This is a genomic window from Corynebacterium sp. HMSC036E10, from assembly GCF_001836265.1.
GTDB classification, from domain to species: domain Bacteria; phylum Actinomycetota; class Actinomycetes; order Mycobacteriales; family Mycobacteriaceae; genus Corynebacterium; species Corynebacterium coyleae.
This window is the reverse complement of record NZ_KV827994.1, coordinates 21,633-32,629: the sequence shown is the minus strand read 5'-3', so window position 1 is coordinate 32,629 and position 10,997 is coordinate 21,633. Positions and strand designations below refer to the sequence as shown.

Sequence of the window (10,997 nt, the reverse complement as noted above, 5' to 3'; positions counted from 1 at the left end):
TCACCACACCGCTACCATTTCAGTCTTCTAAACACCCCCCTTACACCGCAGCAGAAACAGACCACCTACAGCTGTGAGAACCGCTCCAGGTCGTCGGGCGCACCGGCAAGCACGACCAGGTCGGAAGCGGTCAGTTCCATGCCTGGTGCGAATGGGTGCCACTGGCCTGAGCCGTTGCGCACTGACACCACTTGCACGCGGTGTTTGTCCCAGAGACGCGAGGCGTCGCAGGGGCCGTCGAGTAGCGGGCGTGGCGGGACCATCTTGATCACGCCGTAATTCTCGGCAAGTTCGGCGAAGTCCTGGAAGCGTCCGCCGAGCAGGTGGGCGACGCGGCGGCCGGTGTCGTGCTCTGGGCGGACGACGTGGGCGACGCCGAGGCGTTGCAGGATGCGGGCGTGGGATTCGGAGTCGGCTTTGGCCCAGATGTCAGGTACGCCGAGATCGACAAGGTTCGAGGCGGTGAGGATAGATGCCTCGAGCGCGGAGCCGATGCCGATGACGGCACGTTCCACTTCTTGGACACCGAGTTGGCGCAGGGCTTCGAGGTCGGTGGTGTCGGCCACGATGGCGTCGGTAAGCAATGGCGCATGATCGCGCACGAGTCGCTCATCAACGTCGATGCCGAGGACCTCTACGCCGTGGCGGGTCAGTTCGTGGGCAAGCGCGCCACCGAAGCGGCCGAGGCCGATGACCACAACCGGTGGGATGTCGATGCGTTGTTTGCTCCGCAACAGGGAGCCGGGGAAGTTAGCCAATGAAAGGCCTTTCTACTGGGTAGTCGTACCTGCGCACGACGTTACGGGCGGCAAGCGCCGCCACGAGAGTGAACGGGCCAATGCGCCCGAGGTACATCAAAAGACACAGCACGAGTTGGGAGGGCACGCTTAGCGACGAGGTAATGCCCGTGGATAGGCCTGTCGTGGCAAAGGCTGACATGACCTCGAAGCTGATTTGGTCCGCGGTGAACTGGGGGTCGAACACCCGGAGCGCGGCCACGCCGAGGGTGACCGCAGTAACGCCTGCGGCGGCGACCGTCATGGCCTGGCGGACCACCGACTTTGGGACGGTGCGTTTGCCCACGGTGGTCTGGTCACGCCCGCCAAACTCAGCTGCCATGGCGGCAATCAGCACGATCGCGGTGGTGATCTTGATGCCACCCGCGGTACCTGCGGAGCCGCCGCCGATAAACATGTAGATGTCGGTGACCATGAGCGTGATCGGGTGGGCGTCGGCGTAGTCGATGGAATTGAACCCGGCGGTACGCGGGGTGACGCCGCTGAAGAACGCGTTGAGGAGCTTCGTGCCCGTGGACATGTCTGCAAGGAATCCTCGCCACTCCAGCACGGCGATGAGCGCCATGGCGGAGAGCACCAGAAACGTTGTGCCAGCAAGGGTAATGCGGGTGGTTACTGAAAGTCTCCGGGCGCTGACTGGTGTGCCGCGCAGCAGGCCGCGGAAGCGCTCCCGGCTGCGGCCAACCAACTCGGAAAGCACCGGGTAGCCGAGCCCGCCGATCATCAGCGCGCCTGCCAGCGGCAGGAGGATCCAGCCGTCCGAGTTGTACGAGATCAGGCTGTCCGAGCGCAGCCCAAACCCGGCGTTGTTAAACGCGGAAATTGCGTGGAAGATCCCCTCGCCCGCCGCGCTGAGGACCGGCATGTCGTATTCGACCATGAAGCGGAAGAACAGGATCACTGCAACAAACAGTTCGAAGGCGAAGGTGAGCAATAGCGTAGCGACGAGCGTGGCACGCACCCCGCCTTCCAAAATCGGACGCCCTTCAGCAGCCGTAGAGTAGCGCGACCGCAACTTCACTCGGCCAGTCAGCAGCATGCCGGTCAGCGAGGCAATACTCATGATGCCCAGGCCGCCGACCTGGATCAGCGTGATAACGATGACGCGGCCCGCGATACTCCAGTGGCTGCCGGTATCCACCGTGACCAGGCCCGTCAGCGATGTGGCGGACGTGGCGGTAAACAAGGCATCCATGAACGGCGTTGCTGTGCCGTCGGCTGAGGCGAACGGCATGCACAACAACGCAGTGCCGAACGCGATCAGTACGAGAAAACCCAGCGCAGTCAGCTGCGCCGGACGGAACCACCGTGGGGTGGATGGTGTGCTCACGCGTAAAAGCGTAGTCCTCCACCGCCGTGTACACCCACTACACAGCAGCGAGGAGCAGGTTCACGTCCTTCTCGGTGTAGGTTGCGGCGATTTGGGTGTCGTTGCCGCCGGCGAGGTTGTCGCGGGACAGGCGCACGCGTTGGGAGCCGGGCACGAGCGGGAACGAGGCGGGGCGGTCCGCCACCTGGCGGACGGGGAATCCGGCGCGAAGCGCACAGTGGTTGAGCCAGACGTCGTCGGCGCGCGGGGAGACGTCGAGAAACGCTGTGCCGCGGGAGGCGACGAACTCCACCATGTTCGGTGGGTACAGCACGCCGTCCACGCCGGTGGCGAAGTTCAGGTGAGATGGCTCGGTGGTGCGGACGGGGCGCCACTTTTTGTAGGGGGCGATGACGTCGCAATCAAACGTGATGCGGTGGGCGCGAAACGCGGTGACGTTGGCGGGGTCGGCTGCGTGAGTAAGGGTGGTGGCGAAGTTGCGGGGGTAGAGGACGTCGTCGTCAACCGTGATCACGCTGTGGCCGGGCAGTTCCTGGAAGGTGCCGAAGTACTTCGTGTGGGGGCCGAGGCCGCCGGGGGACTTATGGACGTGCAGGCCGCGGTCCACGAGCCCGCGCAAGGTAGCGGGCCACGGTGCATGAAAATCCACCGGGTCGAGCCACAAATGCACCGGCAGGCGTGTCGTGCCCACGAGCAGCGAGGCGATCGCGGACGCTGCCGACTTCACCCTCGAACCATGTGTGGTCAGGGAGATGACGGTATCCCCGCTGGTGGGGAAGGCAATATCGGCGTGTTGCGCGGCGTGGTTCAGGATTGGCAGCCGCCAGAACGCGCTCGTCGCCACGAGCCCTTGGCGCACGGCATAGTCAATCCACATGGCGAACTACCCTAGCCCACCGCAACGCAAGGGTGCATGATGGAGTGCATGACTGATTCCGCCGCATTGCACCACTGGTGGGAGGCCGCACGCCCCCACACTTGGCCAAACGCCTTCGCCCCCGTCATCGCCGGCACCGGCGCCGCCGCCCTCTACGGGCTCGCGGACCTGGAGTACGCAATCTTGGCGTTCATCGTCGCCTGGGCGCTGATCATCGGCGTGAACTTTGCCAACGATTACTCCGACGGCATCCGCGGCACGGACGAGGATCGCACCGGCCCGACGCGCCTGACCGCAGCCGGGCTGGCGGAGCCGGAGCATGTGAAACTCGCCGCGTTTGCGTCGTTCGCGGTGGCTGCCGTATTTGGCATCATCCTCTCCGTCGCCTCAGGCGCGTGGTGGCTGATCCTGGTTGGCGCGCTGTGCATCGCCGCGGCCTGGTTCTACACCGGCGGCAAGAGCCCGTACGGATACTCCGGCTTTGGTGAAGTGTCCGTGTTTATCTTCTTCGGACTGGTCGCCGTGATTGGTACGGCGTTCACCCAGACCGGGTTCGTGACGTGGGAAACCGTCCTGTGCGCCATCGCGGTGGGTGCGATCTCCGCGTCGGTGAACCTGGCCAACAACATCCGCGACATCCCCACCGATGCAGAGGCTGGGAAGCTCACGCTTGCAGTGCGGCTTGGCGACGACACCTCGCGCCGCCTCTTCACCTTCCTGACCCTCGTCCCGTTCGGGGTGTCGATCGTGCTGGCCATCTCTGCAAAGCCTGCGCTTGCGGCGTTTATTGCCCTGCCATTTGGGGTAGCGGCGATTATGAAGGTGCGCAGCGGCGCTGAAGGCAAGGACCTCATCCCGGTGCTGGGCATGAACGGCAAGGCGATGCTGATCTGGTCGGTGGTGACAGCCCTGGCCATGGCGTCGGTGGGCTCAGCGATTTTCGGCGGTGTGGGCGAGCCCGTGCCGTACACCTCCGACATGCCGAACGAGAGCGATTTCGGGTGGAGTGAGTACGTCCCGAAGGAGACGTTCTAAGGTAACGGCATGCTTGACGTCCTTACCGGTTTTGCCATCATCTTCACTGTCATCGCAGCGGGGTGGTGGCTTGCACACAAAGGCGTCATTGGACCGGGCGAGCAACGTCTACAGCTCAACCGCATCGCGTTCTACGTGGCCACCCCGGCGCTGATCTTCTCCTCAGTGGCGGTCTCGGACACGGACGCGTTTTTCTCCCCGGTCATTTTGGTCATCGCGATTGCCACGGTGGCCACGATGATCATTTACTGGATCATCAGCGCCGTGTGGTTCAAGCAGGACACGGCGGAGACGATGGCGGGTGCGGCGTCGTCGAGTTACTACAACTCGGTCAACATCGGCCTGCCCATTGCCACGTATGTGCTGGGCGATCCGACGTACGTCATCCCGGCGCTGGTGCTGCAGATGGCGGTGCTCTCCCCCATCGTTATCGCAGGTCTGGACCGCGGCGCGTCGGGCGTGCTCAAGTCGGTCCTTGCTGGTCTGACCGCCCCGGTTGTTGTTGCGGCTTTCGCCGGTTTTGCCGTGTCCGCGTCCTCGTGGACCGTGCCCGAACCGGTGCTGGCCCCCTTGGAAATCCTCGGCGGCGCCTCCATCCCGCTGATCCTCATGAGTTTCGGCGCGTCGCTCACGGGCGAGAAGGTCCTCCAGAGCCACCGCTTACCGACGATCACCGCTACCGCCCTCAAACTCATCGGCATGCCGGCGGTGGCGTGGGTCGTCGCTACGCAAATGGGCTTGACCGGCAGCGACATGTACGCCGCCCTGATCCTGTGTGCGCTGCCGACCGCCCAGAACGTGTACAACTACGCGGCCACGTACCGCTCCGGCGAAGTAATTTGCCGCGACACCGTCTTCCTCACCACTTTCCTGGCGCTACCTGCAATGTTGCTTATTGCGGGAGTCTTCTGAGTCGGCCCGCGGCGCTGCCTGTGACGCTGCCCATGACCTTGACAAATAGGGTGCTTTGGATCACACTCTTGTAATGCTCAAGGCACGGAAAACACTCGTTGCCGCAGCGCTGATGGCTGCGACGATGCTCGCCGGGTGCTCGTCGACAGGCGGCGCCCCGCGAGCAGAAAACACCGAAGACACCGCCGGCGGCGTAGACACCCCGCGCTACGTCGTCGCCATGGTCACCCACGGCGCACCGGGCGACACCTACTGGGACCTCGTGCGCAAGGGCGCCGAGGACGCAGCCAAAAAAGACAACATCGAGCTGCGCTACTCCTCCGACCCGCAGGCCCCCAACCAGGCGAACCTGGTGCGCTCTGCCGTGGACGCCGGTGTGGACGGCATCGCCGTGACCATGCCGAACGCCGAGGCCATCGGCCCAGCAGCCCGCAACGCCGTTGATCACGGCATCCCCGTGGTGGGCCTCAACGCCGGCATGAGCAAGTACCAGGACTACGGCATGACCGGCTTCTTCGGCCAAGACGAAACCGTGGCGGGCAACGCCGCCGGCGAGCGCCTCAAGGAAGAAGGCAAGAAGAAGGTCCTGTGCATCATCCATGAGCAGGGCAACTCCTCGCAGGAAGCGCGTTGCGACGGCGTCCGCAACGGCCTCGGCGGCGACGTCGAACTGCTCTACGTCAACGGCCAGGACCTCACCTCTGTGCAGTCCACGATCACCTCGAAGCTGTCGCAGGACAAGAGCTTCGACACCGTGTTTGCCCTCCAGGCGCCGGTGGCCATGCGCGCCACCGAATCCGTGAAGCAGTCCGGCTCCGAGGCGCAGGTTGCCACCTTTGACACCAACGCCGAGCTTGTCGACGCCATCGCCGACGGCCGCGTCGCCTTCGCCGTCGACCAGCAGCCATACCTGCAGGGTTACCTTGCCGTGGATTCACTGTGGATCGCGAAACGCAACGGCGGCACACTCGGTGGAGGACGACCGGTGTACACCGGGCCGTCGTTCGTCGATAAGTCGAACGTGGACAAGGTCGCTGAGGCTGCGAAGGCAGGTATGCGATGAGCACTGCCGTCACAGCCGACGAGTCGCGCGAGGAATCGACCTCCGGCGACGACCGACTACGCACCCACACCGGACTAGCCAAACTAATCCGGCGCCCCGAGTTCGCGTCCCTGCTCGGCTTCATCGCCATCTTCGCGTTCTTCCTGTCAGTCGCGCCCGCATTCCGTTCCTTTGAAGCGTTTGCGACCACGTTGTACGCGTCGTCGACACTGGGCATCGTGGCACTCGCCGTCGGACTGCTCATGATCGGCGGGGAATTCGACCTGTCCTCAGGCGTCGCCGTCACCACCGCCGCGCTCGCCGCTACGATGCTGAACTACAACCTGCACCTCAACTCGTGGGTCGGCGCCTTCATGGCTTTGGGCATCTCCCTGGCCATCGGCGCGCTCAACGGCTACCTGGTCACCCGCACCGGCATTGAGAGTTTCTTGATCACCCTCGCGGCCTTCCTCATGCTGCAGGGCCTCAACCTCGCCTTAACTAAGTTCATCACCGGGCAAGTGGCCACGCCTACCATCGCCGACATGGAGGGCTTCCCGTCCGCCCGCAAAGTCTTCGCCGGCACCTTCAACATCGGCGACGTCACCCTCAACGTGACCGTGCTGTGGTGGATCCTGTTCGTCGCCATCGCATCGTTCGTGCTATTTCGCACCAAGTTCGGCAACTGGATCACCGCAGTCGGCGGCGACCAGGACGCAGCCCGCGCCGTCGGCGTGCCGGTTCGCCGCGTGAAGATCCTGCTATTCATGGGTGTCGGCTTCGCCGCCTGGTTCGTCGGCATGCACACTCTGTTCGCCTTCGACTCCATCCAAGCCGGCCAAGGCGTGGGCAACGAATTCCTCTACATCATCGCCGCCGTCATCGGTGGCTGCGCCATGACCGGCGGCCGCGGCACCGCAGTGGGCACCGCCATCGGCGCGCTGATCTTCGGCCTGACCAACCAGGGCATCGTCTACGCCGGCTGGAACCCCGACTGGTTCAAGTTCTTCCTCGGCGCAACGCTGCTCTTCGCCGTGTTCACCAACACGTCCTTCGCCAAATACACCAAGGGGCGCTAAGTGGCTGTCATCGAACTGAAAAACATCACCAAGTCCTACGGCAGCTTCGACGCCCTGCGCGGCGTGAACCTGACCGTCCGTGAAGGCGAAGTCACCTGTGTCCTCGGCGACAACGGCGCAGGCAAGTCGACACTGATCAAGATCCTCGCCGGGCTCCATCAGCCCACATCGGGCGAATTGCTTATCGACGACACCCCCACCACCTTCACCTCCCCCCGCGACTCCATCGACACCGGCATCGCCACCGTGCACCAAACGCTCGCGATCGTCGACGAGTTAAGCGTGTGGCGCAACTTCTTCCTCGGCCAGGAACTCACCGGCCGCTTCGGTGCACTCCGCGACACCGAAATGAAACAGATCTGCGCCGAACAACTCCGCGAAATGGGCATCGACATCCCCGACGTCGACGTCGACGCCGGCAACCTCTCCGGCGGCCAACGCCAGGTCGTCGCCATCGCACGTGCCGTCTACTTCGGCGCCCGCGTGCTTATTCTCGACGAGCCCACCGCCGCCCTCGGCGTCAAACAATCCGGCGTGGTCCTGCGCTTCGTGGCGGCCGCCCGCGACCGCGGCATCGCCGTCGTCTTAGTCACCCACAACCCCCACCACGCCTACCTGGTCGGCGACCACTTCACCATCCTGAAACTCGGCCGCCAGGAACTCGATGAGCCCCGCGAGAACGTCACCCTCGACGAACTCACCCACCAAATGGCCGGCGGCGGCGAACTCGAGGCGCTCAGCCACGAACTCGGCCGCTAGCGACGGCTATCGGCGCCCTGGCTGCTCGCGCCGACTGTCCGCGCTGCGCTGCCGGCGCCTCTAGCGGTCCGCGAGCTCGCTCTGGATCCACTCCTTGCGAGCATCGCGCTGGCGCTTCAGCTCCGCCACCGCCGCGTTCGCCTCCAACCGCTGGCGCTTAAACACCAGCATGGACAGCGGGAACGCCACGATAAGGGCAAGGAGGGCGGACATGATGACAGGCACGGGGGCGTCGATAAGCACTGCAAAGAGCTGAATCACAACTGTCAGCGCAATGAACAACACCAGCCGCAACACGCCATACACCGCGACCGCCCTATTCGCGCGCGACTTAGCCTGCGGATCTACCTGCGGAGAAGTTTCCTCATTCACATGGCTAACCCTAACCGGCGGGCAAGTATGTTTAAAACCATGGGAAGATTGCTACTCCTTGCACTGATCATCCTGGCCGTCATCCTCATGTGGAAAGCGTTCGGCCCCGGCTCCGCGCAGCGCTACGGCAGCCAGCGCGGCCTCCAGGAACCCCAAAAGCCGGTCATTAAAGGTCCTGACGATGACGAAGAGTTCCTCTGGAACATCGAGAAGAACCGGTTCAAGGAGCGCCGCGCCCGCGAAGAAGCCGAACGCAAGCGCCGCGAGGATGAAGAACGCCGCCGGCGCCGCGGTGAACTGGACTAGGGGCGGGTTTGCAAATAGTTCCCCGCCCGGGAACTTTCTTGGGTTTGGGAGGAGAAATATTTCACTTCCCCCAGGTCGGTTTTTGAGATCGCGCAAATAGTTCCCGGGTTCCGGCGCGGGCGTGGAACTATTTGTCCCTCCCTGACAGATTTTGCGAAATCTGTCAGGTCCGATTTCTGACCAGGCGCAATGCGGTGCGCTGACAGATTCCGGCGGAAAGTGTCAGTCCGACTCCGCCAGGACAACCTTCAGGCCCAGGGTGTGGGCCACCGAGATGACCTTCTCCCACCGAACGCCGGCGCCGCCGTGCTCGATGGTGTGCAGGGTGGAGCGGGACACGCCGGCGGCGTCGGCGACGTCCTGCTGCAAACGCCCCGAAGCGCGACGCCGGGAGGCGATTTGCTCGCCGAGGGCGATGAGCACCGGATCGTCGCTGGCGGGTTTACCCTGCTTGTTGCGGGGTTTGGTCATCGGTTGGCCTCTTGTTCCAGAACGGCGGGGAGTTTCTCAGACCAGGCCAGGGAGTCGCGCACCCCGTCGGCGATGGAGCGTTCGGGGGTCCAGCCCAACACGTCGTGGGCTTTGTCGGTGCGGGTGGCGCAGCCGACTACGTCGCCGGGGCGGGCCGGGCCGGTAGCCACGGACAGTGGGGTGCCGGTGGCCTCACCGAAGGCCTCGGCGAGTTCGAAGACGGTGGTGCCCTGGCCGGTGCCCAGGTTGATGACGTCGTAGCCGGTGGAGATGTCGTCGAAACGCTGCAGGCAGGCGACGTGGGCGCGGGCGAGGTCCCAAACGTGGATGTAGTCGCGCAGGCCGGAGCCGTCGCGGGTCGGCCAATCAACGCCGGTGACGGTGAAGGTCTCGCCGGCGCGGTAGGCGGAGATCATCTTGCCCAACGCATGGGACGGGGCCAGGTTCTGCAGGCCTGTGCGCAGGGCCGGGTCGGCGCCGATGGGGTTGAAGTAGCGCAGGGCGATCGCGCGCAACCGGCCGGTGGCGGTGTCGTCGCGAAGCACTCGCTCCAACAACCACTTCGACGCGGAGTAGGGGCTTTGCGGGTCTACAGGGCTGGTTTCGTCGACCATGTAGTCGGGGCCCGGCTCGTACATGGACGCGGTGGACGACAGGATGAAGCGGCGCACGCCGAAGCGCTCCATGACGGACAGCAGCGTGATGGATTTGGCCACGTTGTTGTCGTAGTACAACAGGGGGCGCTCGACGGACTCGGGGACGACGATCTTGGCGGCGCAGTGGATCACCGCGAAGATATCGGGATGGTCCGTGAACACGCGCTCGAGCAAGGCGACATCAGCGACGTCGCCCTCGTAGCAGTCGAAGCGCTCGCCGAAGGTGCGCAGTCCGGTGGAAAAATCGTCCAGAATTACCGGCGTGATGCCGGCATCATCGCAGCAGGACGCAATTGTGGACCCGATGTAACCGGCACCGCCGGTGATCAGCACCTTCACTAGTTCAGCCCTGCGTAGGAGTGCAGACCCGCGATCACGGTGTTGACGTAGGTCATGTTAAAGATTGTCATCGCCATGGCGAACACGTTAATCCACGCCGCTGCGGTGGACTTCCAGCCGGCGGTAGCGCGGGCGTGGAGGTAGGCGGCGTAGAGGATCCAGGTGATCATGGAGACGGTTTCCTTCGCGTCCCAACCCCAGAAGCGGCCCCAGGCTACCTCGGCCCAGATGGCGCCGAAGACGATGCCGATGCCGAAAAGCGGCAGGGTGACCACGGCGGTCTTGTAGGCCATCTGGTCAAGCGTCTTCGCGGACGGCAGCGGGCGTGCAATAGCGCCGAAGAAGCCGTGCTCTTCGCCGCGGGGCTGCCACATGCGCAGCAGGTACAGCAGGGCGAACACTCCGGAAACCAAGCCGATGGATGCGCCGATCGCCGCGGAGGACACGTGGACCGGCAGCCAGTAGGACTGCAGGGCCGGCACCACCGGGGCGGCCTGCATGTGGAACACCGTGGAGTTGAGGAACATCGCGATGACCATTGGGAACAGCAGCCACGGCCAGATGGTGTGCCAGCCCTTGCGCTGCACCACCACGGCGGCAACGACCATGATCACAGCGGTCATGAACAGGATGTACTCGTACAGGTTGCCCAGTGGGAAACGCTTCGCGCCGAGGCCACGGGTGATAAACGCCACCACGTGCAGTGCCACGCCCACCCAGACCAGCGCCTGGGTCATGCCGGCCCACTTGCGGGCGCTGGCTACCTTGGCGGTGTACTCCGAGTCGTCGAGCGCCGATTGCGTATCGACGACATCCGGCCCGCCAGCTCCCACCAACACCTTCTTCTCTGCCTTTTCGGCCTTCTCCGCCAGGGCTTCGCGGCGGACGTCGATGACTGCCGTGACGCGTCCGTAGTAGATGAAGGACATGATCAGCGCCACGATGTAGATGATGAATGCGGTGCGGAATGTCAGGTCGGACAGCTCCGCCATGGTGGTGTTGACAAGCATAGGTCTTAACCT

At 64.2% G+C, this 10,997-nt stretch carries 13 protein-coding genes; 6 read left to right on the top strand and 7 right to left on the bottom strand.

Translation table 11 applies throughout. The features are described 5' to 3' along the window. Nucleotides 1-65: 65 nt before the first annotated feature. The 3 genes from HMPREF2736_RS10560 to HMPREF2736_RS10550 are packed head-to-tail and all read right to left on the bottom strand — an operon-like array spanning nucleotide 66 to nucleotide 3,004. A complete protein-coding gene (locus HMPREF2736_RS10560) occupies nucleotides 66-758 on the bottom strand; it encodes a potassium channel family protein (protein ID WP_070449613.1) in 693 nt (230 codons plus the stop codon). Further along, the gene (locus HMPREF2736_RS10555) at nucleotides 751-2,127 is read right to left on the bottom strand and encodes a TrkH family potassium uptake protein (protein WP_070421730.1); all 1,377 of its coding nucleotides are present in this window, start codon (nucleotides 2,125-2,127) and stop codon (nucleotides 751-753) included. Before HMPREF2736_RS10555 ends, HMPREF2736_RS10560 begins: the two co-directional genes overlap by 8 nt. Before the next feature lie 37 nt (nucleotides 2,128-2,164). Continuing rightward, nucleotides 2,165-3,004: a glycosyltransferase gene (locus HMPREF2736_RS10550; RefSeq protein ID WP_070829685.1), complete on the bottom strand. Its 840-nt coding sequence runs from the start codon at nucleotides 3,002-3,004 to the stop codon at nucleotides 2,165-2,167. Between the two features lie 48 nt (nucleotides 3,005-3,052). Here HMPREF2736_RS10550 and HMPREF2736_RS10545 point away from each other — a divergent pair, with 48 nt between their 5' ends. From HMPREF2736_RS10545 to HMPREF2736_RS10525, 5 genes are all read left to right on the top strand, one after another. Next, nucleotides 3,053-4,039, top strand: coding sequence for a 1,4-dihydroxy-2-naphthoate polyprenyltransferase (locus tag HMPREF2736_RS10545; RefSeq protein WP_141761643.1), 987 nt, complete (start codon nucleotides 3,053-3,055; stop codon nucleotides 4,037-4,039). A 9-nt stretch (nucleotides 4,040-4,048) separates the two neighbouring features. Further along, on the top strand, nucleotides 4,049-4,951 hold the full coding sequence (locus tag HMPREF2736_RS10540; protein ID WP_070829681.1) for an AEC family transporter: 903 nt from the start codon (nucleotides 4,049-4,051) through the stop codon (nucleotides 4,949-4,951). 73 nt (nucleotides 4,952-5,024) lie between these two features. After that, the gene (locus HMPREF2736_RS10535; RefSeq protein ID WP_070772450.1) at nucleotides 5,025-6,014 is read left to right on the top strand and encodes a substrate-binding domain-containing protein; all 990 of its coding nucleotides are present in this window, start codon (nucleotides 5,025-5,027) and stop codon (nucleotides 6,012-6,014) included. Beyond that, nucleotides 6,011-7,072: an ABC transporter permease gene (locus tag HMPREF2736_RS10530; RefSeq protein ID WP_070569721.1), complete on the top strand. Its 1,062-nt coding sequence runs from the start codon at nucleotides 6,011-6,013 to the stop codon at nucleotides 7,070-7,072. The genes HMPREF2736_RS10535 and HMPREF2736_RS10530 overlap by 4 nt, the downstream gene beginning before the upstream one ends. Beyond that, nucleotides 7,073-7,831: an ATP-binding cassette domain-containing protein gene (locus HMPREF2736_RS10525; protein WP_070421724.1), complete on the top strand. Its 759-nt coding sequence runs from the start codon at nucleotides 7,073-7,075 to the stop codon at nucleotides 7,829-7,831. Between the two features lie 60 nt (nucleotides 7,832-7,891). On the opposite strand, the gene HMPREF2736_RS10520 is transcribed toward HMPREF2736_RS10525, so the two are convergent. Further along, nucleotides 7,892-8,203, bottom strand: coding sequence for a DUF4229 domain-containing protein (locus HMPREF2736_RS10520; protein ID WP_070421723.1), 312 nt, complete (start codon nucleotides 8,201-8,203; stop codon nucleotides 7,892-7,894). 39 nt (nucleotides 8,204-8,242) lie between these two features. Between HMPREF2736_RS10520 and HMPREF2736_RS10515 the strand changes: the two genes are divergently transcribed. Continuing rightward, complete coding sequence (locus HMPREF2736_RS10515; RefSeq protein WP_070421775.1) at nucleotides 8,243-8,509, top strand: hypothetical protein; 267 nt, start codon at nucleotides 8,243-8,245, stop codon at nucleotides 8,507-8,509. Between the two features lie 222 nt (nucleotides 8,510-8,731). On the opposite strand, the gene HMPREF2736_RS10510 is transcribed toward HMPREF2736_RS10515, so the two are convergent. The 3 genes from HMPREF2736_RS10510 to ccsB are packed head-to-tail and all read right to left on the bottom strand — an operon-like array spanning nucleotide 8,732 to nucleotide 10,985. Then, entirely contained in the window at nucleotides 8,732-8,980 is a 249-nt protein-coding gene (locus HMPREF2736_RS10510) for a helix-turn-helix domain-containing protein (RefSeq protein WP_070421722.1), read from the bottom strand. Then, entirely contained in the window at nucleotides 8,977-9,975 is a 999-nt protein-coding gene (gene galE / locus HMPREF2736_RS10505) for a UDP-glucose 4-epimerase GalE (RefSeq protein ID WP_070829679.1), read from the bottom strand. The genes HMPREF2736_RS10510 and galE overlap by 4 nt, the downstream gene beginning before the upstream one ends. Continuing rightward, entirely contained in the window at nucleotides 9,975-10,985 is a 1,011-nt protein-coding gene (gene ccsB, locus HMPREF2736_RS10500; protein ID WP_070820947.1) for a c-type cytochrome biogenesis protein CcsB, read from the bottom strand. Before ccsB ends, galE begins: the two co-directional genes overlap by 1 nt. Nucleotides 10,986-10,997 lie beyond the last annotated feature (12 nt).